Annotated in this window: 23 protein-coding genes and 1 riboswitch; of the genes, 10 read left to right on the top strand and 13 right to left on the bottom strand. The window is 51.9% G+C overall.

Going from position 1 to position 26,815, the window contains the following annotated elements:
- Positions 1-45 precede the first annotated feature (45 nt).
- The 5 genes from HMPREF2596_RS05940 to orn all read right to left on the bottom strand — a co-directional run bounded on the left by HMPREF2596_RS05940 (position 46) and on the right by orn (position 4,196).
- Complete coding sequence (locus tag HMPREF2596_RS05940) at positions 46-1,632, bottom strand: L-lactate permease (protein WP_070850235.1); 1,587 nt, start codon at positions 1,630-1,632, stop codon at positions 46-48.
- Between the two features lie 331 nt (positions 1,633-1,963).
- Complete coding sequence (locus HMPREF2596_RS05935) at positions 1,964-2,599, bottom strand: 7-carboxy-7-deazaguanine synthase QueE (protein WP_070850233.1); 636 nt, start codon at positions 2,597-2,599, stop codon at positions 1,964-1,966.
- Between the two features lie 108 nt (positions 2,600-2,707).
- Positions 2,708-3,079, bottom strand: a complete 372-nt coding sequence (locus HMPREF2596_RS05930) for a DUF1304 domain-containing protein (protein WP_003748902.1) — start codon at positions 3,077-3,079, stop codon at positions 2,708-2,710.
- A gap of 73 nt (positions 3,080-3,152) precedes the next feature.
- Positions 3,153-3,575 (bottom strand): 6-carboxytetrahydropterin synthase QueD, encoded by a 423-nt coding sequence (gene queD / locus HMPREF2596_RS05925; protein WP_070850231.1) that lies wholly within the window; start codon positions 3,573-3,575, stop codon positions 3,153-3,155.
- A gap of 63 nt (positions 3,576-3,638) precedes the next feature.
- On the bottom strand, positions 3,639-4,196 hold the full coding sequence (gene orn / locus HMPREF2596_RS05920; RefSeq protein ID WP_049322503.1) for an oligoribonuclease: 558 nt from the start codon (positions 4,194-4,196) through the stop codon (positions 3,639-3,641).
- A gap of 133 nt (positions 4,197-4,329) precedes the next feature.
- Here orn and dxs point away from each other — a divergent pair, with 133 nt between their 5' ends.
- The 3 genes from dxs to HMPREF2596_RS05905 are packed head-to-tail and all read left to right on the top strand — an operon-like array spanning position 4,330 to position 8,706.
- Positions 4,330-6,219: a 1-deoxy-D-xylulose-5-phosphate synthase gene (gene dxs, locus HMPREF2596_RS05915; protein ID WP_070850229.1), complete on the top strand. Its 1,890-nt coding sequence runs from the start codon at positions 4,330-4,332 to the stop codon at positions 6,217-6,219.
- A 36-nt stretch (positions 6,220-6,255) separates the two neighbouring features.
- Positions 6,256-7,266 (top strand): glycosyltransferase family 2 protein, encoded by a 1,011-nt coding sequence (locus tag HMPREF2596_RS05910; RefSeq protein WP_070850227.1) that lies wholly within the window; start codon positions 6,256-6,258, stop codon positions 7,264-7,266.
- Positions 7,267-7,305: 39 nt separating this feature from the next.
- Positions 7,306-8,706: an L-serine ammonia-lyase gene (locus HMPREF2596_RS05905; protein WP_070850225.1), complete on the top strand. Its 1,401-nt coding sequence runs from the start codon at positions 7,306-7,308 to the stop codon at positions 8,704-8,706.
- Between the two features lie 79 nt (positions 8,707-8,785).
- On the opposite strand, the gene HMPREF2596_RS05900 is transcribed toward HMPREF2596_RS05905, so the two are convergent.
- Both HMPREF2596_RS05900 and HMPREF2596_RS05895 read right to left on the bottom strand, forming a co-directional pair.
- Positions 8,786-9,007 carry a hypothetical protein gene (locus tag HMPREF2596_RS05900; RefSeq protein WP_004519529.1) on the bottom strand — a complete coding sequence of 74 codons (222 nt, stop codon included), beginning with the start codon at positions 9,005-9,007 and terminating at the stop codon, positions 8,786-8,788.
- Positions 9,008-9,015: 8 nt separating this feature from the next.
- On the bottom strand, positions 9,016-9,645 hold the full coding sequence (locus HMPREF2596_RS05895; RefSeq protein WP_070850223.1) for a C40 family peptidase: 630 nt from the start codon (positions 9,643-9,645) through the stop codon (positions 9,016-9,018).
- A 260-nt stretch (positions 9,646-9,905) separates the two neighbouring features.
- Between HMPREF2596_RS05895 and hslO the strand changes: the two genes are divergently transcribed.
- The gene (hslO, locus tag HMPREF2596_RS05890; protein ID WP_070850222.1) at positions 9,906-10,802 is read left to right on the top strand and encodes an Hsp33 family molecular chaperone HslO; all 897 of its coding nucleotides are present in this window, start codon (positions 9,906-9,908) and stop codon (positions 10,800-10,802) included.
- A 177-nt stretch (positions 10,803-10,979) separates the two neighbouring features.
- Here hslO and tyrS read toward each other — a convergent pair whose 3' ends face one another.
- The 5 genes from tyrS to ppc all read right to left on the bottom strand — a co-directional run bounded on the left by tyrS (position 10,980) and on the right by ppc (position 19,351).
- The gene (gene tyrS, locus HMPREF2596_RS05885) at positions 10,980-12,275 is read right to left on the bottom strand and encodes a tyrosine--tRNA ligase (RefSeq protein ID WP_070850220.1); all 1,296 of its coding nucleotides are present in this window, start codon (positions 12,273-12,275) and stop codon (positions 10,980-10,982) included.
- 75 nt (positions 12,276-12,350) lie between these two features.
- The gene (locus HMPREF2596_RS05880; RefSeq protein WP_070850219.1) at positions 12,351-14,210 is read right to left on the bottom strand and encodes an acyltransferase family protein; all 1,860 of its coding nucleotides are present in this window, start codon (positions 14,208-14,210) and stop codon (positions 12,351-12,353) included.
- A gap of 484 nt (positions 14,211-14,694) precedes the next feature.
- Positions 14,695-15,786 carry a redox-regulated ATPase YchF gene (gene ychF, locus HMPREF2596_RS05875; RefSeq protein WP_070850217.1) on the bottom strand — a complete coding sequence of 364 codons (1,092 nt, stop codon included), beginning with the start codon at positions 15,784-15,786 and terminating at the stop codon, positions 14,695-14,697.
- Positions 15,787-15,909: 123 nt separating this feature from the next.
- A complete protein-coding gene (locus HMPREF2596_RS11470; protein ID WP_070850215.1) occupies positions 15,910-16,299 on the bottom strand; it encodes a hypothetical protein in 390 nt (129 codons plus the stop codon).
- A gap of 349 nt (positions 16,300-16,648) precedes the next feature.
- A complete protein-coding gene (ppc, locus tag HMPREF2596_RS05865; RefSeq protein WP_070850212.1) occupies positions 16,649-19,351 on the bottom strand; it encodes a phosphoenolpyruvate carboxylase in 2,703 nt (900 codons plus the stop codon).
- Between the two features lie 187 nt (positions 19,352-19,538).
- Here ppc and HMPREF2596_RS05860 point away from each other — a divergent pair, with 187 nt between their 5' ends.
- The 6 genes from HMPREF2596_RS05860 (at position 19,539) to HMPREF2596_RS05835 (ending at position 24,740) form a co-directional block, all read left to right on the top strand.
- Complete coding sequence (locus HMPREF2596_RS05860; protein ID WP_070646624.1) at positions 19,539-20,003, top strand: cyclic pyranopterin monophosphate synthase MoaC; 465 nt, start codon at positions 19,539-19,541, stop codon at positions 20,001-20,003.
- Between the two features lie 49 nt (positions 20,004-20,052).
- The gene (locus HMPREF2596_RS05855; protein WP_210401066.1) at positions 20,053-20,799 is read left to right on the top strand and encodes a HesA/MoeB/ThiF family protein; all 747 of its coding nucleotides are present in this window, start codon (positions 20,053-20,055) and stop codon (positions 20,797-20,799) included.
- A gap of 183 nt (positions 20,800-20,982) precedes the next feature.
- Positions 20,983-21,327 (top strand): CidA/LrgA family protein, encoded by a 345-nt coding sequence (locus tag HMPREF2596_RS05850; protein WP_049322516.1) that lies wholly within the window; start codon positions 20,983-20,985, stop codon positions 21,325-21,327.
- Between the two features lie 8 nt (positions 21,328-21,335).
- Positions 21,336-22,028 (top strand): LrgB family protein, encoded by a 693-nt coding sequence (locus HMPREF2596_RS05845; RefSeq protein WP_114139666.1) that lies wholly within the window; start codon positions 21,336-21,338, stop codon positions 22,026-22,028.
- A gap of 43 nt (positions 22,029-22,071) precedes the next feature.
- A complete protein-coding gene (argJ, locus tag HMPREF2596_RS05840; RefSeq protein WP_070850206.1) occupies positions 22,072-23,292 on the top strand; it encodes a bifunctional glutamate N-acetyltransferase/amino-acid acetyltransferase ArgJ in 1,221 nt (406 codons plus the stop codon).
- A gap of 77 nt (positions 23,293-23,369) precedes the next feature.
- Positions 23,370-24,740 (top strand): chloride channel protein, encoded by a 1,371-nt coding sequence (locus HMPREF2596_RS05835; protein ID WP_070850204.1) that lies wholly within the window; start codon positions 23,370-23,372, stop codon positions 24,738-24,740.
- 75 nt (positions 24,741-24,815) lie between these two features.
- On the opposite strand, the gene ubiB is transcribed toward HMPREF2596_RS05835, so the two are convergent.
- Positions 24,816-26,327 carry a ubiquinone biosynthesis regulatory protein kinase UbiB gene (gene ubiB / locus HMPREF2596_RS05830; protein WP_070850202.1) on the bottom strand — a complete coding sequence of 504 codons (1,512 nt, stop codon included), beginning with the start codon at positions 26,325-26,327 and terminating at the stop codon, positions 24,816-24,818.
- Positions 26,328-26,533: 206 nt separating this feature from the next.
- A riboswitch (glycine riboswitch) is annotated at positions 26,534-26,631 on the top strand.
- Positions 26,632-26,815: the final 184 nt, after the last annotated feature.

Here is a 26,815-nt window from a genome sequence, read left to right as displayed (position 1 = left end):
AAAAAGGCCGTCTGAATATTCAGACGGCCTTTGATATGAAGCGGTTTACAAGAAGAAAATTGAAGCGATAGTCACGGCGATGACGCCATAGATGCTCATCGGGATGACAGTTTTCTTGATGATCGCACCTTCGGCGTTGTTCACGTTCAACACGCTGCACACGGCGATGATGTTGTTGATGCAGACCATGTTGCCCATTGCACCGCCGACGGATTGCAGGGCGAGGATGAGGGTAACGGACAGGCCGGTATCAAGCGCGATTTGTTGTTGAATCGGACCAAAGGTCAGGTTGGATACAGTGTTGGAACCGGAGAAGAATGCACCGATTGCGCCCAAGTATGGGGAGAAGTACACCCAGTGTTCGCCTGCCATCGCGGCAAATTCTTTACCGATGATTTTCACCATGGAGTCATCGCCGCCAACCATCATCAGTTGAACCATAATCAGCGCACCCATCAGGGCAAGCAAAGGTTTTTTGGTTTGGTTGAACGTTGCAGCGTAGAAAGCCCAGGCGTCTTTGAATTTGGTTTTATAAAGCAGGATGCAGATCCAAACGGTGAAGACAAACGGAATCCATGCCGGAACGTAGAGGGTTTGGTAGGAAGCGTTTACGCCTTGGCCGAAGATGTTGCCGAAGGTGATGGTCAGGGAGTCGCTGACGGTGATTTTGGACAAATCAAACGGCAGTTGGAAGCTGAACCATTCTTCTTTGCTGGTCAGCAGGCCTTTGATGCCCAGCTGTTTGATACGGGTGACCACCAGCATGCCGATCAGCATACCCAAAGGGGCCAGTGCTTTGGCAACTTGTGCGAAAGGTACTTTTTCTGCGTTCGGGTCTTTGGCGTAATCTTTGCTTAAGCCCCAGCCGCGGTTTGCCGCAAATACGGATACCAACAGGCCGATTGCGCCGGCAACCAGAGATGGGAATTCTTCATTGACCATTGCCAATGCGACATAAGGAAGGGTACAGGAGAAGACGGCGATACCGATGAAGCCCAAGTTTTTGCGGATTTCAGCCCAAGGCACGATGAAGCTCAAGCCGATGACGGGGATGATGAAACCTGCGAAGAAGTGCATGACGCCGGTTTGCATACCGATTTCCATAATGCTTTTTTGATCCAGGCCCAAAGGTGCGAAGCCGAACCAAGTCGGTGTGCCTACCGCGCCGAAGGAAACGGGTACGGAGTTCATCACCAAAGTGAAGATGGCTACTTTCAGCGGATTAAAGCCCAAGCTCATCAGAATCGGCGCGGCAATGGCGGCAGGCGTACCGAAACCGGACGCGCCTTCGATCATAAAGGCGAAAGACCAGCCGATGATCATCAATTGGGCAATCGGGTTCGGGCTGATGGTGGCCAGCCATTTGCGGATGACGTCGATACAGCCGGTGGTTTCCATCATGCGGTTGAACATAATGGCACCGAAAATCACAGTAATCGGGGTCAGGGTAGAAACGAGGCCGGACGCGGCTGTTGCGTTGAGCAACATGGCGTTGTCGCCGAAATAAAACAGTTTGATGACGTAAATCAGCGCGGCGGTAATCGGTAGCGCAATGTAAGACGGCATACTGTTTTTCTTAACCATCAGCCAAATCAGCAGGATGATGGGGAAAATGCTGAGAAAGAGAGCCATAGGAATATCCTCGGGGCAACAAGCACCATAACCGTCAATGCGATGGCGGTTTGATACGATGTGTTGAGCAATAAATGTTTTTCGAATAGATATTTGCATCCTCAGATGCGGTTAGTTATCAGGTAAATTGGTTTTACCAATTTATGAAAACTGTTGCACACTTTACGTAATCTTATGTAATCGGTCAAGAGGTTTGTAACAAAAAAAGGCCGTCTGAAATAGGGTTTCAGACGGCCTGAGCGCTTTGCCAGTAGTGCATTTGGTCGAATATCGAATGGTATTTACATTCAATATTTTGTAAAGGTTTAATTTTTGATTGATTTTAAACGAATTATTCTATTCCTGCCCACTTATGCGTTTGTACGCTCAGTTGCCAATGGACGGGGGCATCGGCTCGGCTGTTTAACACGCCGATTTGGCGGATGGTGTCGTAGATATTCATCGCGCCGTCTTGTTCGCAAGGCGAGAGATAGTAATGTCGGGCGCGGATTTTGCGTTCTATTTCCTGACAAAACGCAATGACTTCGCCGTCGGCGACAATGCGCACTTCGTCTGCTTTTTCGATGCAGCTTTTTTCATATTTGGCGGCGTAACAGGCTTTGGGACTGGTGGCAACGTAGTCGATTTGCGGCGGAGCGGGGTTGAGGCCGTTGGTTTCGATACACAGAAAATAGCCTTCGGCTTTGAGTGCGTTGAGCAGGGTATCCAAATGCGGTTGGATGGTGGGTTCGCCGCCGGTAATAATGATGTTGCGCGCCGTGTAGGTTTTCAGACGGCCCAAAATATCGGATAGGCTCATCATGCCGAATTTGAGGTAGTCAGTATCGCACCAGCTGCACGCAAGATTGCATTTGCCCAAGCGGATGAAAACGGCGGGCATGCCTGTGTTCCAGCCTTCGCCTTGCAGGCTTTCAAAGATTTCGACAATGCGGTATTGGGGATTGTTCGGCGTGATGTGAATGGTCATGAATATTAGGTGTGCGGGATTGAGTTGTTGTCGTGAAGCGTTTTGAGAAATCGGTTGAGGCAGCCATTCTTTCTGTCAGTTCAATAGGAAAGAATGGCTGGTGTGTGCTTAAGCGGCAATGACGGCTGCGGCGGCCAAAAATGCCGGCAAGCCTTGTTTGAACAAAATGCCTTTGTTGCCGGATGAAAACGCGCCCCATGCGGCGGCGATGAGGACGAAACCGAGGAACAGGATGGTTGCGCCGTAAACAGCGTTGTCGGGTGCGGCAAAGCGAGCCCATACCAAGCCGATGGCGAGGAAGCCGTTGTACAGGCCTTGGTTGGAAAACAGAGTTTGCACGCGCTTTTGTTCCATAAATTCGTAAGGCATGTTGAACAGCTCTGCTGCTTTTTCGCTTGGGATTTGCGTCATTTCGAGCCAGGCGATGTAGAAATGTTCGACAGCGACGAAGAGGACGAGGAGGGTGGAGAGGAGTTTCATGAGGATTCCTTTTGATGTTTAGTGTATGAGGTATTTATGGGAACAGGCCGTCTGAAAAATAGAGGGTGGTGGTTTATTCCCTTTCATATTCCGCACACGAAGTCGGCGTTTCCCATAATTTCACGCTGCACACTTTGACACCGGCGTTTTTAAGACGGCCGTACATTTCTACGCTCATGTTTTCGGCGGTGGTACGGCAGGGCAGGCGCAGGGTTTTCATGTTCCAGCCTTCCAAAAGCGCGGCGATTTGGCTTTCGCGTTCGTTGTCGCCGTGATAGATGAAGGCATGGTCGAACGGGTCGGTAATGTGTTGTTTGACGATGGCTTTCAGGTCGGTAAAGTCCATCACCATGCCGTCTTTTGCACCGCCTTGGATAACGGGCGCGAAGACGGTGATTTCGAGTTTGTAGGTGTGGCCGTGCAGATTTTGGCATTTGCCGTCATGCCCGTCGAGCATGTGCGAGGAATCGAAGGTAAAGATTTTGGTGATTTTCATGAGATGAAGGAAGCCGATCAGGCCGTCTGAACGGTGTCAAACCGGTTTCAGACGGCCTTGGGATTATTGTTCGGAAGGGAGTTTGAGGAAATGCTCGCGATAATGGCGCATTTCTTCGATGCTTTCGAGGATGTCGTCCAATGCCTTGTGCGAACCGCGTTTGACCACGCTTTTGGCAACGGCCGGATTCCAGCGTTTGGCCAATTCTTTCAGCGTGGATACGTCTAAGTTGCGGTAGTGGAAATAGGCTTCCAAACGCGGCATGTATTTGACCATGAAGCGGCGGTCTTGATGGATGGAGTTGCCGCACATGGGCGTGGATTTCTCGGGTATCCATGCGGACATGAAGTCCAGCAGGTTTTGCTCGACTTCGGCTTCGGTCAGTTTGGATTCGCGCACGCGTTGGGTCAGGCCGGTGCGGCCGTGGGTGGCGGTGTTCCACTCGTCCATGCTGTCGAGCAATTCGTCGCTTTGATGGATGACGTAAACGTCCGATTGCGCCAGTACGTTCAAATCGGAGTCGGTAATGATCATGGCGACTTCGATAATGCGGTCGTGTTCCGGGTTGAGGCCGGTCATTTCCATATCGAGCCAGCAGAGGTTGTTTGCGTTTTGGGTCATTTCAGACGGCCTTGTGTTTTCAGTTGGCAGTATTATAAAGGATAAAGGTTCGGGCCGTCTGAAAGCATTTGTAACAAGTTGTGCAATCTCTTGATATAATCGTCCGTTACACAAAAAATCACCGCCAAAAATCATGAACCCAAGCCCTTTGCTCGATATGATCGATACGCCTCAGGACTTGCGCCGTCTGGAGAAAAAACAGCTGCCGCAAGTCGCCGCCGAATTGCGCGAATTTCTGTTGGATTCCGTCGGTAAGACGGGCGGCCATTTCGCCAGCAACTTGGGTGCAGTCGAGCTGACGGTGGCGCTGCATTATGTGTACGACACACCCGAAGACCATTTGGTCTGGGATGTCGGCCATCAAAGCTATCCGCACAAAATCCTCACCGGCCGCAAAAATCAAATGCACACCATGCGCCAATACGGCGGTTTGGCCGGTTTTCCGAAACGCAGCGAGTCGGAATACGACGCGTTCGGCGTAGGCCATTCTTCCACATCCATCGGCGCGGCCTTGGGCATGGCCGTTGCGGACAAACAGTTGGGCAACAACCGCCGTAGCGTCGCCATCATCGGCGACGGCGCCATGACGGCGGGTCAGGCGTTTGAAGCCCTGAACTGCGCAGGCGATACGGATGTCGATTTGCTGGTCATCCTCAACGACAACGAAATGTCGATTTCCCCCAATGTCGGCGCACTGCCGAAATACCTCGCCAGCAACGTCGTGCGCGATATGCACGGCCTGTTGAGCACCATCAAGGCCCAATCGAGCAAAGTATTGGACAAATTGCCCGGCGCGATGGAGCTTGCCCAAAAAGTCGAAAATAAAATCAAAACCTTGGCAGGCGAAGCGGAACACGCCAAGCAGTCGCTGTCTTTGTTTGAAAACTTCGGTTTCCGTTACACCGGCCCGGTTGACGGCCACAACGTTGAAAATCTGGTGGACGTATTAAAAGACTTGCGCGGCCGCAAAGGCCCTCAGTTGCTGCACGTCATCACCAAAAAAGGCAACGGCTACAAATTCGCCGAAAACGACCCTGTCAAATACCACGCCGTCGCCAAGTTGCCGAGCGAAGTGCCTGCGCCGGAAGTGAAACCTGCCGCAGCCAAACCGACTTATACGCAAGTGTTCGGCCAATGGCTGTGCGACCAAGCGGCGGCGGACGAGCGTTTGGTTGCCATCACGCCTGCCATGCGCGAGGGCAGCGGCTTGGTTGAGTTTGAACAGCAATTCCCCGACCGCTATTTCGATGTCGGTATCGCCGAGCAACACGCCGTTACCTTTGCCGGCGGTTTGGCGTGCGAAGGCATCAAGCCTGTCGTGGCGATTTACTCCACTTTCCTGCAACGCGCTTACGACCAGTTGGTGCACGACGTTGCCCTGCAAAACCTGCCTGTTTTGTTCGCCATCGACCGCGCAGGTATTGTCGGTGCAGACGGCCCGACCCATGCCGGTTTGTACGACTTGAGCTTTTTGCGTTGCGTGCCGAACATGATTATTGCCGCACCCAGCGATGAAAACGAATGCCGCCTGCTGCTCTCAACCTGCTATCAGGCAAATTCGCCGTCCGCCGTCCGTTATCCGCGCGGTACAGGCACGGGGGCAACCGTTTCAGACGGCCTGGAAACCGTTGAAATCGGCAAAGGCATCATCCGTCGCGAAGGCGAGAAAATTGCCGTTATCGCCTTTGGCAGCATGGTTGCCCCATCATTGGCCGCCGCCGACAAGCTGAACGCGACCGTTGCCGATATGCGCTTTGTCAAACCGATAGACGAAGAACTGATCGTCCGTCTCGCCCGAAGCCACGATTACATCGTTACCGCCGAAGAAAACGCCGAACAAGGCGGCGCAGGCAGCGCGGTGTTGGAAGTGTTGGCGAAACACGGTATCTGCAAACCGGTGTTGCTGTTGGGTGTAGAAGACAAAGTTACCGAACACGGCGACCCAAAAAAACTGTTGGACGACTTGGGTTTGAGTGCCGAAGCGATTGAAAAACGCATTGCCGGCTGGATCAAGGCCGTCTGAAAAATGATTAAAACCTATCAATACATTGCATAATTTATGGGAAAAAAACTAATCAGCATCAGCATGGTGCGCAACGAAAACGACGTGATCGAATCGTTTGTCCGTCATAATCTCGAGCTGATGGATGAAATGCACATCATCGATCACGGCAGCAGCGATGGAACAAGGGAAATCCTGATTCAATTGAAAGAAGAAGGTTTGCCAATATTTATCTATCAATATCAAGCGCTCAAGTTTAATCATGAGCAATTGGTCAACCAGCTGATGAAGCAGCTTGTAGCAAAAGACGAAGCGATAGATTTCGTTTTTCCGCTGGATGCGGACGAATTTATTTCATGTCCTAGCCGTATCATGCTGGAACAACTTTTGGATGTCATCGGCGAAAACAGGATCGGTATGTACCTTTGGCGCGGCTATTTGCCGACATCGTTGCAATACAACCCCGATTTCACCACGCAATTTACCGAGCAACGCCTCGAAACGCTTTTTACCCCCAAAGTCATTGTTCCCAGATGGGCTGCTGAATCTTGCAGCATGATTATCGGCAGCCATTACATGCTGGATAAAGATGGCAATAAGGTTAAATCAACCCTGTTTCATTCGCCGGATTATCGAGGCTTACACTCTTGGTTTATAGAGCAGTTTTCCGCCCAATTTGCAGAGACCGATTTGTTGTGGCTGGGGCATTTCCCAATCCGCTCCTTGAATCAGCACATCAAAAAAATCCTCGAAAAGTCCATCCTGATTGCCATTAAAGACGGAAGTACCGATCTTGCCTGGGAAAATCAGTTGCGCGAATTGCTGGACAACGGCATGAAGATGGACTTGAACAATTTACGGCTGTTGGCGTACAAATACCGTGCCGGTTCTGCAAGTTTAGAGGCCTCACAGTGTGAAGTCAGCCATTACGAACCCTTGCGTAAAAAACCGCTGACGCTGAAATACACCTCGCCGGAAGCAGGCGATCCTTTGATGGTTGTCGGACATTTGGTACTTGCATTGGCAAGCGGCGCGAAAGATTCCTCTTTAGGCCTTAAGGCCGTCTGAAAAACAGCCAGCCCGCACACACAATGATAGGAAAACCTTATGATCAGTATCTTTGATATTTTTAAAATCGGCATCGGCCCGTCCAGCTCGCACACCGTCGGCCCGATGAAGGCCGCGGCCGCTTTTGCCGATTTGCTGCAGGCCGAAAACTTGGATACACAAGTGGCGCGCATTGTCATTGAAGTGTACGGCTCGCTTGCTTTGACCGGTATCGGACACGGCACATTCGATGCATTATTGCTCGGTTTGGAAGGCAGCCTGCCGCACGATATCCCGCTTGCAGACATCCCCAAACGCTTGGAACGCATCCGCACGCAGCACGTTTTAAAACTCAACGGTCGTGAAATGACCTTCAATCCCGAAAAAGATTTGGATATCCGCGGCGATAAAGTGTTGCCCAAACATCCGAACGGTTTGAACTTTATCGCCTACAATTCAGACGGCCTGAAGCTGAAAGAGCAGATTTATTATTCGGTCGGCGGCGGTTTTATCGTAACAGATGAAGGGTTTGCACAAGAAGCGCAGGAAAATTCAGACGTGCCATATCCTTACAAAAACTGCGACGAGTTGTTGGCACAATGCCGTCTGAACCAGTTGAATATTTCCGAAGTTGTGTTGGCCAATGAAGCGGCGTTGGCAGGTTGCGATGAGGCGGAAGTCCGCCGCCGTATGGCTGCCGTGGCCGATGTGATGGAAAACTGCATCAAGCGCGGCCTGGGTGCGGAAGGGCAGCTGCCGGGCGGCTTGAACGTCCGCCGCCGCGCGCCGCAATTGGCAGCCAAACTCAAAGTCTTGCGCGAGAGCGAAATCGTCAATACCCAACTTTGGCCGATGGTGTACGCCATGGCGGTCAATGAAGAAAACGCCGCCGGCGGCCGCGTCGTCACCGCACCTACCAATGGCGCGGCAGGCATTATTCCTGCCGTCTTGCACTATTTCCGAAAATTTAATCCACACGCCAACCAATCGCGTGTTGAAGATTTCCTGCTGACTGCCGGTGCCATCGGTATTTTGTATAAAACCAACGCGTCGATTTCCGGCGCAGACGTCGGTTGCCAAGGCGAAGTCGGCGTGGCATGTTCCATGGCGGCGGGCGCATACGCCGAAGTTATCGGCGGTACCCCGAAACAAGTGGAAAACGCCGCCGAAATGGCCATGGAACACCACTTGGGCCTGACTTGCGACCCTGTCGGCGGCTTGGTGCAAATCCCCTGTATCGAGCGCAACGGCATCGCCGCCGAAAAAGCCCTCAAGCTCGCCACCCTCGCGCTTTTGGAAGATGGTACAGACAAAAAAGTCTCACTTGATGAAGTGATTCAAACCATGCTGCAAACCGGCCGCGATATGAAGGCAACCTACAAAGAAACCTCACTCGCAGGCCTGGCCATTACCTTGCAGAAAAAAGCCGTCCCAGTATCCGTGCGCGTGGTGGAATGTTAGCAATAGGGTAGGGGATCTGTCCGATAAAAAAGGCCGTCTGAAAAACTTTCAGACGGCCTTTTTTATATGGATCGAATAACTAACCGTTTTTTTGATAAGGGTTTTCCAGTCCGGCCATTAAGTCGCGGAAGTATTCGCGCAACTGTTTTTCGGAACAACCCATCAGCAGCGCATCTTCAAATGCGTCCTGCGCTATTTGGTACAGTTCGTTCAAGTTTTCGGTCATGACTTTGACTTTTTCGGTGCAGGAAACAATTTGACCGTCGTCGTCATACCATTTGGGCATTTGCGGCATCGCCATCATGTACCTCAATTCAAGAAACGGGATGGATCGTTTTTCTTCACGCGGCGGCCGAAGGCGTATTTCGCGTTCCAATATTTGTGGCCGAGGCTGGTAATTTCGATACGTTTGCCCGTTCTCGGCGCGTGAATGAAATTGTTGTTGCCGATGTAAAGGCCGACGTGGGAAATACGGCCGCGACCCATGGTGCGGAAAAAGACCATGTCGCCCGGTTGCAATTCCGAACGGCTTACGGCAACGCCCATTTGCGCCTGTTCGGCAGAGGTGCGCGGCAGGTTCACGCCCATGGCGCGTTTAAAGATGTGTTGCATGAAGCCGCTGCAGTCAAAGCCGGTAGAAGCCGATGTGCCGCCGTAGCGGTAGGCCACGCCGAGCAAGCCCATGGCGCTGCCGATCAATTCGTCTGCATTGCCTGAAGGGGCGCGCGTATTGTTGCTTGGGGCGGAGTATGTATTGACGGGGTGGACAGGGGTTGCCTGACGCGTATTGCCGTAAACGTTGGCGTTGTCGTTGAATTGGTTTAAAACATGCTGACGGGTGGTAATCAGGTTTTCCAAATCATCGGCATAAGAAAAATTGACGCTCGCGAGCATGGCGACCGAAGTCCAAACTGCTGCGAGCCGGAGTAAAAAATTCATTATAAAAACTTCCGTTTCAGAAGGCATTCCCTGCCGATTGCAGGCACATTGCCGGTTTCTGAGATGTTATCCCGTATCATTCTCTTGTTATCTGCTTGATTGTATTAAAAAACTGTCTTTTTGGCAAAAAAACTGCTGTTATTTTGCGTTAAACCCTTGTTTCCAAACGAACTAGAAAAACATCGGGCGCGGTTTCGCTTGATTTATCCGCCGCTGCAACCATATAAGCGGCATTCATTGATTTATTTTCAGAGACTGACATGACACAAAATCACAGCGATATCCGTACACGCTTTATCTTTGACGATATGCCTATCCGCGGTATGCACATCCGCCTTGAAAAGGTTTGGCAACACATCGTCAACCAAAAACATTATCCTGTCGCCATCCGCCGCGCTTTGGGCGAGTTGCTGGCCGCCGGCTCTTTATTGTCTGCCAACCTTAAAAACGAAGGCACGCTGATTGTTCAGGTTCAAGGTCAGGGCCGTCTGAAAATGTTGGTGGTGGAAGCGACTTCTGAAAATACTGTCCGCGCTACCGCCCGTTGGGACGAAAACGCTGAAATCCGTGATGACGAAAGCCTGACTGCGCTGTTGGGCGAAAACAGCGTGTTCGTTTTGACCCATCAGCCTAAAGATGCCGACCCTTGGCAAGGTGTTGTCCCGCTGGAAGGCGACAGCATTGCGCAAATGCTGGTCAACTATATGAAACGTTCCGAGCAGCTCGATACCTATATTACGCTTGCCGCCGACGACCACGCCGCAGGTGCATTATTGCTGCAACGTCTGCCGGAGGAAGAATTGGATGATGCTGCGTGGGAACATGTGACCACGCTTGCGCAAACGCTTACTCCGCAAGAATTGACCGGTTTGGACGCTCATCACGCCCTTTACCGCCTTTACCATGAAACCCCGCCCCGCGTTTTTGAGCCGGAAGCCATTGAATTTGCCTGCACCTGCTCCCGCGGCAAAGTCAGCGATATGCTGTTGATGCTTGGCGGTCAGGAAGTTGGCGGCGTGGTGGCGGAACAAGGCAGCATTCAAATCGATTGCGATTTCTGCCATAGCAAATATGTGTTTGATGAAACCGATGTCAACGCTTTGTTTGGCGCGGACGTAGTGAATGCCGTCCGTCAAGAAAATGAGCGTTTGCAGTAAGTAAGCGATAAAAGTTGCTTAAAGAATTGGATTATTTAATAGAAGGGCAGGTGTAAAACCTGTCCTTTCTTTTTGGGAAAACTGAATATCATCAATATAAAATGCCGTCTGAAAAAAAAGCGTGGGCTGATTTCAGACGGCATGATTGTTTTAAACGATGCGTTTAATGTTTCAAGATTATTTCCAAACCAACAAAGCGTGGTTGCGTTTGCCGCGGCGGACGATGGTGTATTTGCCGAAACGTTTGTGTTCGTCGGTCAGCATATAGGCATCGTCAGGTTTTTCAGCGGCATGGTTCGGATTGTTGGTTTCGGCAGGTTTGCCGTTGAGCAAAACCGCTTTGCTGTTGACAAAACCGCGCGCTTCTTTGTTGGAAGACGCCAAACCGGTTTTCACCAAAGTTTCCACCACGTTGAGGCTCTCGGAAACTTCAAAAGTCGGCAGGCCGTCGAGTGCCAGCTGCTCGAAGTCGCTTTCGGTGAGATGGCTTTGGTCTTCGGCAAACAGGCTTTCAGAAATGCGTTGGGCGGCGGCAAGGGCTTCTTCGCCGTGAATCAGACGGGTCATTTCCTCCGCAAGAATGCGTTGCGCTTCTGGCTTGGTGCCGCTGGCTTTGTCTTTCGCTTCGATGGCATCGATTTCTTCGATAGACAGGAAGGTAAAGTATTTCAGGAATTTATACACATCGGCATCGGCCACTTTCAGCCAGAATTGGTAGAACTGATACGGAGAAGTTTTTTTCGCGTTCAACCATACCGCGCCGCCTTCGGTTTTGCCGAATTTGGTGCCGTCTGATTTGGTGACCAAAGGCAGGGTCAGGCCGAATACTTGTTTTTGGTGCAGACGGCGGGTCAGGTCGATACCGGCAGTGATGTTGCCCCATTGGTCGGAGCCGCCGATTTCCAAAACCGCGCCGTGGCGTTTGTTCAATTCGGCAAAGTCGTAGCCTTGCAGCAGGGAGTAGGCGAATTCGGTAAAGGAAATGCCCACATCGTCGCGCTCGATACGCTGTTTGACGGACTCTTTGTTCAACATGGCGTTGACGGAGAAATGCTTGCCGATGTCGCGCAGGAAGTCGAGGCAGTTCATGCTGCCGAACCAGTCGGCGTTGTTCGCCATAATGGCGGCGTTATCGCCTTCAAAGCTTAAGAAAGGGGTCAGTTGGTTGCGGATGCTTTCTACCCAGCCGGCAACGGTTTCAGCAGAATTCAAGCTGCGTTCGGCGGCTTTAAAGCTTGGGTCGCCGATCATACCGGTCGCGCCGCCCACCAAAGCAATCGGCGTATGGCCGGCTTGTTGGAAACGGCGCAATGCCAATACAGGCAGCAAGTGGCCGATGTGCAGGCTGTCGGCCGTCGGGTCAAAACCGCAATAGAGGGAAATTTTTTGTTCGTTTAACAAAGCGTCTAAGGCTTCGATGTCGGTAGTTTGCGCGATTAAGCCACGCGATTGTAGGTCTTTGATGACGCTCATTGATGTCTTCCAAAAAAATTAGCAGTTTTACAAACTGCTAATTGTAGCAAATTTCATCGGATGAATGGCTATGGCTTACTGAAGAAGCGAGTGTTTTTCAGAAAAACGCTTAGCCAGTTCTCTGCCGCCGTAAGGGTTGATGTGGTCTCTATCGGAATAAACCGGCAATCCGTTGATTTTAAAATTCTGCGGAATATAGGCGGTGGCATCGATAATGTGCACATTGGCATATTTTTCCGCCAATTCTTTGATGCGTTCGTTTCCTTTAAAAGTGTTTTGTTCATCAATAACAAGATTTTGATTAAATCCCGGTATGCGGTAAGACAGGATATAGGCGCGCAAACCGTTGTAGGATAGATTAGGGTTGTCCAGCATTAGGTAAACCGCTTGTTTTTCCGAAGAAAGTTTTTGCAACATGAGGTCGAATTTTTTGAAAAAATCGGCATCGTAAGCAAGGGAGTGGCTGTTTTCAGGCATTTGGCTGCCCCAGCGCATGGCCAAAAGCACTTTTGAGTATTGGGGCAGATGCTCTTTGGCATACTCATAAATGGCACGGCATGAGGCGTTTTGTTTGAATACGGGGGCGGCATAATCTTCTACATAGGCACAGCTGTCCGCCGTGACCATCGTTGCCGACCATTTTTCTTTTTTGCCGACGGTATCAAAAAACGTTTTATATTGGTCGGCATGCGAATCGCCTAGAATCAGTAATTCCGGCTGTTTGTCGGTATCGCCCCAAACACATTGTTTGTCGGTATTGTTGTGGCAAGAAGTGTAGGAACGCGCCAATCCCATATGGTCGTACTGCTCCATAAACGGGAGCCTCATGGCAAGAAAAGGCGTTATGGCCAAAACAAGCATGGGGGCGGCATAAACCCATGCCACAGATTGGGCAAAAGAGCCTTTCCACTTTTTAAACGGTTTCTCGACAAAATAATAAGAAAGCAGGGAGAGTGCAAACATTAAGACAATCGCGGCCGCAGTCGAATACGAAGGCAGATTGTTTGAACCGATGTATCTCATGAAAGCCAATACAGGCCAATGCCACAGATACAGCGAATAGGAAATCAAGCCGATGCCGACGGTAATCTTCCATTGGAAAAATTGTTTCAGCCGGTGTTCAAATTGATTGAAATAAATGAATGCGGCGGCGGCCAAACAAGGAATGATGGCGGCAGGCCCCGGGAAATAGGCGGTTTTTTCCGTATAGGCAAACAGGCAGGCAAACAGTACGCAGACGGAAAGCAATGCGCCTGCCGCCGCATATGGTTTGCCGGTATCCAGCCCTTGTTGTTGCCGATATTGCATCCACACAGCCGTCAACGAGCCGATCAGCATTTCGCAGGCGCGCAGATGGGGCAGGTAATATTTATCCAGCGAAGTCGGTATAAAAGAAGCCAAAATGCTGAATACGCATAGCGTGATGAGGAAGGCAAACTGAGTGCGCCAGCTTTTGCGGACAACCAATAACAGCAATATCGGGAAGACGAAATAATATTGTTCTTCGACCGATAAAGACCAAATGTGAAGCAAAGGTTTTTCTTCTTGTATGGGGTCGAAATAGCCCTGACCCTTTGCAAAAAAGATATTGGAGATGAACCCCAAGGTGGACAGGGCTGTCCTCCATAAAAGGGAAAAATCATCTTTGGTGAATAAAAGAAAGCCGCATATCAGCGTTGCCGCCAATACGGTAAAAAATGCGGGCAGTATCCGCTTGATACGGCGGATGTAAAACTTTTTGAACGAGAAAATTCCACTGCTCATTTCACGATGGATAATCATCGTGATCAGAAAGCCGGAAATGACAAAAAAGATATCAACACCAAGAAAGCCGCCAGGCAGCCAGTTTTTTTCAATATGGAAAGCGACAACGGATAGAACAGCAACGGCACGCAATGTATCAATATCTGGGCGGTAAGATAAAACTTTGCTCATAATATTTTGATTTTAATTAGTTTATATTAATGGCGTCGTCTGAAAAGTGATTCCTGCCGAGAATGGCAGCATTTCGGAGGTCGGCCATCGTTTGTCGGAACAGGGCAGTTTGTTTGCCTTCTTAGAATGATTGCTGATGATATGCGTTTGAATAATAATGGATTAGAGTAGGAATAAAGTTGATAGTTTCAACATAATATTTAATATGTTGTTTTTATAATGAATCAATACGATGTGGTATTGTTTAATTATTTATTGTCATATCAATGATATTGTTATTGATGATGTAACCTTGCGCTATTTTTAGGTAAGGTGTTGGCAAGAGATGAGAGATTTAAAGAGAGAAAAATTACGGGCCATGCCCGTATTTATTATGAAGATAATGTCTTGTTTTGTTGATATTTCAAGACGTGAGGCCGTCTGAAAATAAATTCAGACGGCCTTAATCTTAGAAAAGGCCGTCTGAAAAAGCGTTTTACCGGGTTTATACGTTAAACAGGAAGTGCATCACATCGCCGTCTTGTACGACGTATTCTTTGCCTTCCACACGCATTTTGCCTGCTTCTTTGGCTTTGGCTTCGCCGCCTAAAGCGATGAAGTCTTCGTAGGCGATAACTTGGGCGCGGATGAAGCCGCGTTCAAAGTCGGTGTGAATCACGCCGGCGGCTTGCGGCGCAGTGTCGCCTTTATGGATGGTCCAAGCGCGGACTTCTTTAACACCGGCGGTAAAATAGGTTTGCAGGCCCAAGAGGTCGTAGCCGGCACGAATCAGGCGGTTCAGGCCCGGTTCTTCCAAGCCCATTTCGGCGAGGAATTCGGCTTTTTCATCGTCTTCCAATTCGGCGATTTCGCTCTCCATCGCAGCGCAAACGGCAACGACAGGCGCGTTTTCTTTTTCAGCCAATTCTTTCAGGCGGTCGAGGTGCGGATTGTTTTCAAAACCGTCTTCGGAAACGTTGCCGACGTACATGGCAGGTTTGGCGGTCAGCAGGAACAGCGGTTTGAGCATGGCGAGTTCTTCTGCGTCCAAACCGAAGGAGCGGACGGGTTTGCCTTCGTCCAAATGCGGCAGCAGTTTTTTGCACAGTTCGACCAGTTTTTGCGCGTCTTTGTCGCCTGAGCGGGCGCGTTTTTCTTCGCGGACGATGGCTTTTTCGACGCTGGCCAAGTCAGCCAGTGCCAACTCGGTGCCGATGGTTTCGATGTCGGCAATCGGATCGACTTTGCCTGCAACGTGAACGATATTGTCGTCGTCAAAGCAACGTACGACGTTAACAATCGCGTCAGTCTCGCGGATGTTGGCGAGGAACTGGTTGCCCAAGCCTTCGCCTTTGCTCGCGCCTGCAACCAAACCGGCAATGTCGACAAATTCGACGATGGCAGGCTGCATTTTTTGCGGATTGACGATTTTTGCCAATTCGGCCATACGCGGATCGGGGACTTCAACGATGCCGACGTTGGGTTCGATGGTACAGAAAGGATAGTTTGCCGCTTCGATACCCGATTGGGTCAGCGCGTTAAAGAGGGTGGATTTGCCGACGTTGGGCAAACCAACGATGCCGCATTTCAAGCTCATGGTTTTTCCTGAAAAGATAAAAGTTTAACGGCGGATTATAGCATATTGTGGAGGTACTCAAAACAGCCGCAATGCTGGTGTGTTCTTATAATAAAAGGCCGTCTGAAAAAGAGGGGCAGGCATTCAGCCTATTGTTCTTCCGAAGAATGAGTAAATGAATAAAGCCATTAAATAAAACAATTTTACGGACAGGAGGCTTAAGATTAAACCCAAAAGAATGCCCAGTACCCAATAAATCATCTGACGGTATTTCGGGTCGGATGCGGTACGCAACATTTTGAAATACAAAACCAGACAGCCGAACATACAGATTGCTTGAAACAGAATGAGGGGGAGACTGTCAATGGCTTCGGAAATCGACCCATAAAGGATGATTGTCCCTATGCGTATGCATAAATAAATTAAAGTCGAGCCTGCCGCCGAACTCCCAAAAGTGACAGGCGTGTCGGATAAATCGGCTGTTTTGTGGGGCTGAAGTCTGCCGAATAACAAGATAAATACAATGTCAAACATAATGATGGTTGCCTTGGTGTGAGGTGTTTTTATTTTTCAGACGGCCTCTGGGTGGTCTGAAAGCTTATTGTGCTGCGATATGGGGCAGTGCCGCATTAAGGTATGTCAGTAGTTGACTATCATCGTGCTGAAGCGGTTGCCATGCTTCATTGAACACATTGATTTTGTAGCGGGTTACTGCTATTGCCCAAAATAGTCCGAAATACGGGCAAGTTAAATGAATAGGGTAAGAGTGGCAAGCAGGTTGAGAAACATTATGAGGCTTATGGATAAAGCCTTTGCTATGGTTCGCAGTTGGTTGAAAGGCCGTCTGAAAACTGTTTCAGACGGCCTTTTTTTCCGTACTGCCTTAACCGGTATTACGCAAACCTTGCGCCACGCCGTTGATGGTCAAGTGAACCATCAGCAGGGCATGCGGATTGTCGGGCTCTTTGCGTAGGCGTTTGAGCATGGCGACTTGCAGGCCGTTGAGGGCGTTCAGGTATGGAATCCTCAAGGCAAGCGAACGGGCGAGGCTGCGGTTGTCGCGCAGGAGCTCTTCGGTTTGCAGCAGGTCGAGCAGTGCTTTGCGGCTGCGTTGGTATTCTTCCTTGATCATGCCGAAGATGACTTTTGCTTTATCGGGCGATTCGCTCAAGCCGGCATAGTTTTCCGCCAAAGTGATGTCGGTTTTCGCCATGACTTGTTCCATATTGGAGAGCATGGCTTGGAAGAACGGGTTGTTTTGGGCGTGTTCGCGCAGGGCGGCCAGTGTGTCGGGATTGCCTTCGCACAAGGTTTCCACTGCGCTGCCGAAACCGTACCAAGCCGGCAGCATGAGGCGGTTTTGCATCCAGGAGAATACCCACGGAATCGCGCGCAAGTCCTGAATCCGCGCCAGGGTTTTGCGGCTGGCGGGACGGCTGCCGAGGTTGAGGGTGGCGATTTCCTGAATCGGGCTGGTTTGCAGGAAGTAGTCGATGAAGTCGGGGTGGGTAATCAGTTCGCGGTAGTATTTGAACGATACGTCCGACAAATCCTGCATCAGCTTGGCATCAGGGTCTTTTTTGTCCGGCAGGATGCTGGCTTCCAAAGTCGCGGCGACCAAGGTTTCCAAGTTGCGTTGGGCATTGCCCGGGTCGGCGTATTTGGCAGTAATGACTTCGCCTTGCTCGGTAATGCGGATTTGTCCGGCAACACTGCCCGCGGGTTGCGCCAAAATGGCTTGGTAAGACGGGCCGCCGCCGCGGCCTACGCTGCCGCCGCGGCCGTGGAACAGGCGCATGCGGACATTGTATTTTTTGAAGAGTTCGACCAAGCCCAACTCGGCCTGATACAGACACCATGAGCTGGTAACGTAGCCGCCGTCTTTGTTGGAGTCGGAGTAGCCGAGCATGATTTCTTGGATGTTGCCGCGGCTTTCGAGCAGGGCGTCATACCAGTCGAGGCGGAACATGGTTTCCATGACCGGGCAGGCGTTTTCGAGCGCTTCGATGGTTTCAAACAGAGGCACGATGTTGATGCGGCTGCGCGGTTTGCCGTTTTCAACCGTCAACAGGCCACTTTCTTTCAGCAGCAATGCCAAGGCGAGCAAGTCGCTGGGTTGTTCGCAGTTGGAAATAATGCTTTGTGTAACAGCGTCTTCGCCAAATTCGTCTTTGATTTTGCGCGCTTCGTTGAAAATCGCCAGTTCGTGGCGGGTATGGTCGCTGTATGTGATGAACGGGCTGTACAGCGGGCGTTGATGGCTCAATTCGCGCAACAGGGCGGCTTGTTTTTGCTCTTCGTTCAGGCTGTTGTAGTCTTCCAAACCTGCGTGTTGGAAAAGCTCGGCAACCACATCGGCGTGTTTGCCTGCGTGTTGGCGCAGGTCGAGCGGCATCATGTGGAAGCCGAACACGGACACGCTGCGGATAATGTCGGACAGACGGCCTTCTGCCAGCAGTTGGCTGCCGTTTTCGTGGAGCGAGCGTTGCAGTTTTTTCAGGTCGTTGAGGAACTCTTCAACCGTGGCATAAGGCTCGAGGAAGCCGAATTTGCAGCCCATGCCCAAACCGAGTGAACGTGCCTTGCCCATAGCGCGTGCCATGATGTAGGCGATGGCGCGGCGGTAGGGTTCTTCGGCGCGGGCGATTTCTTCATCGGGAGACTGGGCGGAAAGTGCCATCACATCGTCATTGACTTTGACGCGGCGGATGGAGAGCGGCAATTCGCGGTAGAGTTTGTCGAGTTCGCCGCGATAGAAACGGAATACGGCGTCGGCATGCCGGCGGAAGGCAAAACGCAAGGTTTCGGCAGAAACGAACGGGTTGCCGTCGCGGTCGCCGCCGATCCAGCCGCCGATTTTGAGAATATTCGGAACGCGGACACCGGGATAGGCCGTCTGAAAATCGCGTTCCATTGTGCGGTAGAGTTTAGGCAGGGCTTCAAAGAAGCTCATTGGGAAGATGGATACGCCGTTGTTGATTTCGTCGTTGACGCTAAGTTTGTGGCGGCGCGTTTCGCTGGTCTGCCACAAGCCCAAAAGGACTGTGTCGATTTCGCGGCGCAATTGAGCCAGTGCATCAGGATTAGTGCAGCGTTCGCGTTGCGGCAGTAGCGCGCGGATGCGGCGGTTGAAGCTCAAGACGGTTTGGCGTTGTACCTCGGTCGGGTGCGCGGTCAAAACGGCGGTAACGACCGTGTTGTCCAGTTGTTGTTGCACCGCTTTGCCGTTGACTTTTCCGGCTTTGAGCTTGCGCACGGTTTCCGTCAGGCTGCCTTCGGCGCTGTTGTGTCCTGCCTCTTCGTGGATTTGGCGGCGGCGTTCGTGGTGCACGTCTTCGGCGATGTTCAGAATTTGTGCGAACAGGCCGCAGGCCAGGGTTAAATCGTGGGTTTGCTGTTCGTCCAGTTGCGGCAACACCTTCTCAATCAAGGCGGCGCTGTCGTCTGAAGTCGATAACAACTTAACGGTTTCGACCACCAAAGGCGATGCTTCCTCATGCAGCAGATTGAACAGAGACTGTTTTAAAAATTCCGCATCCGCTGCCAAAGCGGCATCTTTGGGATTGTTTAAGATATGCAGTTGCATGATTTTTCTCTTATTTAAATGTTAATTTGGGTTTGTCCCGAATCCATTGTATAGCAAATTTTTGTAAACTGCCAATGCTGCTGTCCGATACATTTCAAACCGGAAAACAGCCGTCCGTATCCGCCGCGTGGTCGGTGTCTGTAAAATGCCGTAAAATATTGCCCATCAAAACAGAGGCGAGAACCCCATGATCGAATTCCCCAATCAGCCCGATTTTCCTGAGCAACACACCGCCGTCGCCGTCGGCACCATCAACATGAGCCAGCAGGCGGTACGGGTGTTGATAGAGAATGCAACTGAAAAGGCAAGCATTCTGACCATCGCCCGCGTTGCCGCCATTCAAAACATCAAACAAAGCGGCAACCTGATTCCGCTGCACCTGCCCGGCCGCATCATCGGCGTGCAGGTTGATTTCGATATTAACGTCGAGCTGGCCTGCCTGAAAGCCACATTGACCGTCCAAGCGCACAGCAACGGCAGCATTGCCACCGAAGCCCTGACCGGCCTCAATCTGGCGCTCTTGAGCGTTTACGACATGATGAAAGACGTTGACCGCAATATGATGCTCAGCGGCATCCGCCTCGAATCCGAAACCAGCAGCGAAGGCCGTCCTTTCCTGTTTGACAACGCCTACGAAAATATTAATTTCTAAATCACTCAGGCCGTCTGAATATTCGGTTTCAGACGGCCTTATTGTTATGATGAATGATCAACAACTTTTGCGGTTCAGCCGCCATATCCTGCTGGATGAAATCGGTATCGAAGGCCAAGAAAAACTTTTGGCCGCCCATGCGCTCGTTGTCGGTTGCGGCGGGCTGGGTGCGGCGGCCTTGCCGTATCTTGCCGCCGCCGGTATCGGCCGCCTGACGATTGCCGATGCCGATACCGTCGACGAGACCAACCTTCAACGCCAAATCGCGTTTACCGAAGCCGACATCGGCAAAAACAAAGCTTTGGTGATGCAAGGCCGTCTGAAACAGATCAACAGCCAAACACACATTGCCGCCATTGCCGAATTTCTCGATGAGGCCAAGCTGGTCGAATTGGCAAACGACGCCGACATCATCCTTGATTGTTCCGACAACTATCCCACGCGCCAGGCGGTCAACCGCGCCGCCGTTGCCGCGCGCACGCCTTTGGTTTCCGCCGCGGCCGTCCGCTTTGACGGACAAATCGCCGTGTACCGCCCCGACCTTCCCGATACGCCTTGTTATGCCTGCCTGTTTGACGGCGAACAAGCCGACGACGGCGCTTGTGCATTGTTCGGCGTTTTTTCGCCCTTGGTCGGCGTTATCGGAACGACCCAAGCCGCCGAAGCGCTCAAAGTGCTGATCGGTATCGGTACGCCGTCGCACGGCAAACTTTCTACCTACAACGCGTTGAGCGGACAATGGCGGCAATACGGGGTAAGGCGCAATCCCGAATGTCCGGTTTGCGGCGGCCGTTAAAGACAAAAGCAGGGCAAGGGTTTCAATGCTCCGAAGCCAATCCGCCGGAGCAATCATGCTTATCTTTCATTAAACTTGAAAGAAGGCGTTTCTTCCCTTTTCAGACGGCCTGTGACACGATATGATTCAATGATTAATAAATTTTTTGAGGCCGTCTGAAAAAGATAGGGAGAAACCGGCTTAATGAATATTATTCGTGCCTTATTGGTGGTATTGGGTTGCCTGACTTTGGGCGAGGCGGCCGTTTGGATTTTGGGGTTGAAGCTGCCGGGCAGCATTGTCGGTATGGGTTTGCTGTTTGCCGCACTTCAGGCCGGCTGGGTCAAATTGTCTTGGGTAGAAGAGCTGGCGGACATTTTGATGGCGAACCTGACTTTGTTTTTGGTGCCGCCTTGCGTGGCCGTCATCAGCTATTTGGATGTGATTGCAAACGACTGGTTTTCGATTTTAACGGCCACCATCGCCAGTACGGTGTGCGTGTTGTTGGTCACGGGCAAAGTGCATGAATGGGTCAGGAGGCTGATGTGATGGGCGATATCGACAATTTGTTGCGTATGCCCGTGCTTATGCTGTTTCTGACTTTGGCCGTTTATGCTTTGGCGGTGCAGATTCGGGTGCGCACGGGAAACGTTTTGTGCAATCCGGTATTGATCAGCACGCTGGTGTTGATGGGGTATTTGAAGGTATTTGCCATCGATTACGAGCTGTATCACGATGCGGCGCAGTTTATCGATTTTTGGTTGAAACCGGCGGTCGTATTGTTGGCCGTGCCGCTTTATCGAAATTGGGACCGTATCCGCAGCCAGTGGTTGCCGGTGGTGTTGTCGCAATTGGCGGGCAGCGTGACGGGCATTGTTACGGGCGTGTATTTCGCCAAATGGCTGGGCGCGTCGCACGATGTGGTTTTATCGTTGGCTTCCAAGTCGGTAACCAACCCGATTGCGATTGAAATCACGGCATCGGTCGGCGGTATTCCGGCGATTACGGCGGCAACGGTGATTATCGCCGGACTTTTTGGACAGATGGCCGGATATAAAGTGTTGAAAGGGGCGTTGTACATGCCTTCTTCAGTGGGGATGTCTTTAGGGACGGCTTCCCATGCGATGGGGATTGCGGCGTCTTTGGAATACGGCCGCCGTATGGCCGCCTATGCCGGCTTGGGCTTGACGCTCAACGGCGTATTGACGGCGGTATTGGTGCCTATCTTGATTCCCTTATTGGGCGTATAGCGTTCAGGCCGTCTGAAAACAGTGTAAAACAGGAGAAAATGATATGGCTGTAAATTTGACTGAAAAACGTGCAGACGAATTGTTGGAAATCGACGGCATCCGTCTGTTTACGGGTCGTGCCGGCATCAAGCAACAAAACCGCGACGATTTGACGCTGATGGTGTTGGGCGGCGGACATACGGTGGGTGCGGTGTTTACGCAAAACCGTTTCTGCGCCGCGCCGGTGCATATCGCCAAGTCGCACCTGTTTGACCAAGACGGTGTGTGTGCCTTGGTCGTTAATACGGGCAATGCCAATGCGGGTACCGGCGCACAAGGCCGTCTGGACGCGATTAAAGTGTGCGCGGCCGTGGCGGAACAGGTCGGCTGCCAATCCAATCAGGTGATGCCGTTTTCGACCGGCGTGATTTTGGAGCCGCTGCCTGTGGATAAAATCGTGGCTGCTTTGCCGCAAGTGCGCCCTGCATTCTGGTCGGACGCGGCGCGTGCCATCATGACGACGGACGCTGTACCGAAAGCCGCTTCGCGCCAAGGCTTGGTCGGCGAAAAACACACAGTCCGAGCCACCGGCATCGCCAAAGGTTCGGGCATGATTCATCCGAACATGGCGACCATGTTGTCGTTTATCGCCACCGATGCCAAAGTGTCCCAGCCGATTTTGCAGCTGATGACGCAAGAAATCGCAGACGAAAGTTTCAATACGATTACCGTGGACGGCGATACCAGCACCAACGACAGCTTCGTGATTATAGCGACAGGCCGTTGCGGTCAGAGCGAAATCGACAATACTGCCGATCCGCGCTATGCCCAGCTTAAAGCCTTGCTCGGTTCGCTGGCATTGGAATTGGCGCAGGCGATTGTCCGTGATGGCGAGGGCGCGACCAAGTTCATCACGATTGAAGTGCAAAACGCAAAAACCCGCGAAGAAGCGCGCAAGGTGGCTTATGCCGTCGCCCATTCGCCTTTGGTAAAAACCGCGTTCTTTGCCTCCGACCCGAACTTGGGCCGTCTGTTGGCAGCCGTCGGCTATGCCGGTATTGAAGACTTGGATGTCGATGCTTTGAAAATGTGGCTGGATGACGTGTTGGTGGCCGAAAACGGCGGCCGTGCGGAAAGCTATACCGAAGAGGCCGGACAAGCCGTGATGAACCGTCCGGAAATCACCGTCCGCATCGATTTGCAACGCGGCGATACGGAGGCGGTTGTCTATACCTGCGATTTGTCGCACGAGTATGTGTCGATTAACGCGGATTACCGTTCTTAAAAACCTTTATCCTTGTGTTCAGACGGCCTTTGAGAAAAGCATCAAGGCCGTCTGAATACATTGACTGCGTGCCTATTATGAAATTTCCACAGACTTGGGCGGCGCGCCTCGCCCACAAAATCCGCCAAACCAAACGCCTGTCGAAAAAAAGCATGGCCTTTCTGTTTTTGCTGGCAGGCTCGGCGCTGGTTGCCCTGACGGCTTTGCTGTTTGCGCGTTTGGCGGATTTGGCTTTGGAATGGAATGCTTTGCTGGCGGGCAAATATCCGTGGTTTGCGTGGGTGGCCTTGCCGCTGGGCTTGCCGCTTTTGGCGTGGTTTACGCGAAAATTTGCGCCGTACACTTCCGGCAGCGGTATTCCGCAGGTCATCGCTTCGTTGTCTTTGCCGTATGGCGCGCAGAAAACCCGTCTGATTCGTCTGGGCGAAACCTTTTTTAAGATTCCGCTGACGTTTTTGGGCATGATTTTGGGGGCGTCGATCGGTAGGGAAGGGCCGTCTGTACAAGTTGGCGCGGCGGTCATGAACGCTTGGGGCGCGTGGTGTAAAAAGCACGGGCTGGCATTTAGGGGCATGCAGGAAAACGATTTGATTGCCGCAGGTGCGGCCGGCGGTTTGGCGGCGGCGTTTAACGCGCCTTTGGCCGGCGTGGTGTTTGCCATCGAAGAATTGGGGCGCGGCGTGATTTTGCGTTGGGAACGCCAAATCCTGATGGGCGTGTTGGCGGCCGGTTTCATTCAAGTGGCGATACAGGGCAACAACCCGTATTTTTCAGGGTTTCAAGGACACGAGCTGCCAAACATGCTGATGTGGGCCGCAGTGTCGGGCATTGTCTGCGGCGTGGCAGGCGGATTGTTCGGCAGCTTTTTGTATCGCGGCGCGGCGGCATTCGCACCGGTGCGCTGGCGCAGTTTCATCCGCCGTCATTTGTTGGTGGTCGCCTTTGTAATGGGCATTTTGCTGGCGCTGCTCGGTACGTTTTATCAAGGCAAAACCTATGGCACGGGCTATCACGAAGCCGCTGCCGCACTCAAAGGCGCGTATGAAGCACCAATCGGCTTGGCAGCCGCAAAATGGGCGGCAACCGTGTTCAGCTACTGGGCAGGCATTCCCGGCGGCATCTTCACGCCGTCGTTAACCATCGGCGCGATGATAGGCGAACACATAGCCTCTTTCGCGCAACTGGGCGACGCATCCAATGTCGCGGTTTTGCTCTGCATGGCTGCATTCCTTGCCGCCGCGACCCAATCGCCGTTGACCGCCGCCGTAGTGGTAATGGAAATGACGGGCGGACAGAATTTGCTGTTTTGGATGCTGCTGACGTGCATCTTCGCTTCGCAAGTCTCGCGCCAATTCTCGCCGCATCCGTTTTACCACGCCGCAGGTTTGCGCTTCAGACGGCATATCGAAGCCGAAAGCGGACATGTTCCGCATGAGAAAAAAGAATAGATAGGCATATAAAAGGCCGTCTGAAAACTAAATTTCAGACGGCCTTTATTATGTCGTTTAAATCTGTATCACGGTTTATTTAAACAGCAAAATCAGCAACAAAACAACCGCAATCATACCCAGCCACAGGCTTTGGCGTTGCTGCACTTTGACCAGATGCACATAGGCATCGCGCATTTCCTGCTGGCGGTTTTCATCAACCAACGCATTGATTTTGCGCGGCAGGGAAGGGATGATTTGCGCCCAGTCGGGGGCTTCGTTTTTGAGGTTGCGCCAGAGGGCTTTGGGGCCGACCTGTTCGTTCATCCAGCGCACCAAAAACGGTTTGGCGGTTTTCCACAAGTCCAAATCGGGATCAAGCTGGCGGCCCAAGCCTTCGATGTTGAGCAGCGTTTTTTGCAGCAACACAAGTTGCGGCTGGATTTCGACATTGAAGCGGCGGCTGACTTCAAATAGGCGCATCAGCACCAAGCCGAAGGAAATTTGCGAAATCGGTTTGTTGAACACAGGCTCGCATACGGCGCGGACAGCCGCTTCCAACTCTTCCGCGCGCGTGTCGGCAGGCACCCAACCCGATTCGATGTGGGCGGTGGCGACGCGGTGGTAATCGCGGTTGAAAAAGGCAAGGAAGTTGATGGCGAGATAGCGCTTGTCGTAGTCGGTCAGTGTGCCGACGATGCCGAAATCGAGGGCAATGTAGCGGTTGTCGGCGGCGACCAGAATATTGCCGGGGTGCATATCCGCGTGGAAAAAACCGTCGCGGAAAACTTGCGTGAAGAAGATTTCCACGCCGTAATCGGCCAGTTTGTGCAAATCGATGCCGTCGGCTTTGAGTTTGGCAATATCGGATACCGGCGTGCCGTCCATCCATTCGATGGTCAGTACGTCGCTGGTGCAGTAGTCGTAAAATACCTTCGGCACAATCAGCATATCGCTGTTTTGGAAATTGCGACCGAGCTGGCTAGCATTGGCAGCTTCGCGCATCAAGTCCAATTCGTCGTGCAGGTATTTGTCGAATTCCGCCACCACTTCGCGCGGCTTCAAACGCTTGCCGTCTGAAAACAAACGCTCCACCCAGCCTGCGCCAAAGCGCATCAGCGACAAATCCTGTTCGATAACGGGCAAAAGGTTAGGGCGCAAAACTTTCACTGCGACCTGTTCGCCCGAATGCAGGCGGGCTTTGTGTACCTGGGCGATGGACGCGCTGGCGACAGGCTCGGTTTCAAATTCCGCGTATAAAGTGTCGATGGATTGGCCCAAAGATTTTTCGATTTGCGAGCGTGAAAGCTGAGCGTCAAACGGCGGCACTTTGTCTTGCAACCTGGCCAGTTCGACCGCGTAATCATGCGGAATCAAATCGGGGCGCGTGGACAGAACCTGCCCGAATTTGATGAAAATCGGCCCCAGGCTTTCCAACGCCAAACGCAGGCGCACGGCAGGCGTCTCGTGTTTGAACTTGGACGACTGCGGCAACATATTGAGGAAAGTCCGCGCCCAACCCGGACGGACCAGCGAGGCAATCAGCTCGGCGAGGCGGTAGCGGTAGAGCGTGCAGAGGATGGTTTTGATGCGTTTGAGGCGGTTCATGGTGGGCGCGGATAAATCGAAAAAACAGAATTATATAGGAAAAACGGGTAAGGGCTTCAGACGGCCTGAGACTTTTGCAAAAACGTTTGCCGCATATCCGGCAATTTCGCAAAGGTTTGCGGTCGGCCGTTTTGATAAAAAGACGAATATTCACATCATAAATATTCATCGGCTACTTGCCCAAACCGCCGATTCAAGACATAATCGGGAAATGTGCAGGAGAGTGTTACACCCAACTACAATGTAACCACCGAAGGCGCAGACACCCTTAAATCGCTCAGGTATCAGGGACTGCACATTGAAACAAACAATCTGGAGAGCGGCGTTTGAATAACGTCCACCGAAGGGGAGAAGGCCGTCTGAACCACCATTCAGACAACCGCGCAAAGCAGTGAGCAGACTGGTTTGCCATCCAGCGGATACGGCCGAAAATCTCAGGTTCAAGGACAGATAGGGTCATCCGCGCATAGGTGCGCGGGCGGCATCTG

It is taken from the genome of Neisseria sp. HMSC078C12 (genome assembly GCF_001838065.1).
Taxonomy (GTDB): domain Bacteria; phylum Pseudomonadota; class Gammaproteobacteria; order Burkholderiales; family Neisseriaceae; genus Neisseria.
This window is presented reverse-complemented; position numbering and strand designations above follow the sequence as displayed.

Coding starts and splice junctions, on each gene's coding strand:
- HMPREF2596_RS05940 (WP_070850235.1), bottom strand. CDS start 1,632: ATGGCTCTCTTTCTCAGCATTTTCCCCATCATCCTGCTGATTTGGCTG.
- HMPREF2596_RS05935 (WP_070850233.1), bottom strand. CDS start 2,599: ATGACCATTCACATCACGCCGAACAATCCCCAATACCGCATTGTCGAA.
- HMPREF2596_RS05930 (WP_003748902.1), bottom strand. CDS start 3,079: ATGAAACTCCTCTCCACCCTCCTCGTCCTCTTCGTCGCTGTCGAACAT.
- queD (WP_070850231.1), bottom strand. CDS start 3,575: ATGAAAATCACCAAAATCTTTACCTTCGATTCCTCGCACATGCTCGAC.
- orn (WP_049322503.1), bottom strand. CDS start 4,196: ATGACCCAAAACGCAAACAACCTCTGCTGGCTCGATATGGAAATGACC.
- dxs (WP_070850229.1), top strand. CDS start 4,330: ATGAACCCAAGCCCTTTGCTCGATATGATCGATACGCCTCAGGACTTG.
- HMPREF2596_RS05910 (WP_070850227.1), top strand. CDS start 6,256: ATGGGAAAAAAACTAATCAGCATCAGCATGGTGCGCAACGAAAACGAC.
- HMPREF2596_RS05905 (WP_070850225.1), top strand. CDS start 7,306: ATGATCAGTATCTTTGATATTTTTAAAATCGGCATCGGCCCGTCCAGC.
- HMPREF2596_RS05900 (WP_004519529.1), bottom strand. CDS start 9,007: ATGGCGATGCCGCAAATGCCCAAATGGTATGACGACGACGGTCAAATT.
- HMPREF2596_RS05895 (WP_070850223.1), bottom strand. CDS start 9,645: ATGAATTTTTTACTCCGGCTCGCAGCAGTTTGGACTTCGGTCGCCATG.
- hslO (WP_070850222.1), top strand. CDS start 9,906: ATGACACAAAATCACAGCGATATCCGTACACGCTTTATCTTTGACGAT.
- tyrS (WP_070850220.1), bottom strand. CDS start 12,275: ATGAGCGTCATCAAAGACCTACAATCGCGTGGCTTAATCGCGCAAACT.
- HMPREF2596_RS05880 (WP_070850219.1), bottom strand. CDS start 14,210: ATGAGCAAAGTTTTATCTTACCGCCCAGATATTGATACATTGCGTGCC.
- ychF (WP_070850217.1), bottom strand. CDS start 15,786: ATGAGCTTGAAATGCGGCATCGTTGGTTTGCCCAACGTCGGCAAATCC.
- HMPREF2596_RS11470 (WP_070850215.1), bottom strand. CDS start 16,299: ATGTTTGACATTGTATTTATCTTGTTATTCGGCAGACTTCAGCCCCAC.
- ppc (WP_070850212.1), bottom strand. CDS start 19,351: ATGCAACTGCATATCTTAAACAATCCCAAAGATGCCGCTTTGGCAGCG.
- HMPREF2596_RS05860 (WP_070646624.1), top strand. CDS start 19,539: ATGATCGAATTCCCCAATCAGCCCGATTTTCCTGAGCAACACACCGCC.
- HMPREF2596_RS05855 (WP_210401066.1), top strand. CDS start 20,053: ATGAATGATCAACAACTTTTGCGGTTCAGCCGCCATATCCTGCTGGAT.
- HMPREF2596_RS05850 (WP_049322516.1), top strand. CDS start 20,983: ATGAATATTATTCGTGCCTTATTGGTGGTATTGGGTTGCCTGACTTTG.
- argJ (WP_070850206.1), top strand. CDS start 22,072: ATGGCTGTAAATTTGACTGAAAAACGTGCAGACGAATTGTTGGAAATC.
- HMPREF2596_RS05835 (WP_070850204.1), top strand. CDS start 23,370: ATGAAATTTCCACAGACTTGGGCGGCGCGCCTCGCCCACAAAATCCGC.
- ubiB (WP_070850202.1), bottom strand. CDS start 26,327: ATGAACCGCCTCAAACGCATCAAAACCATCCTCTGCACGCTCTACCGC.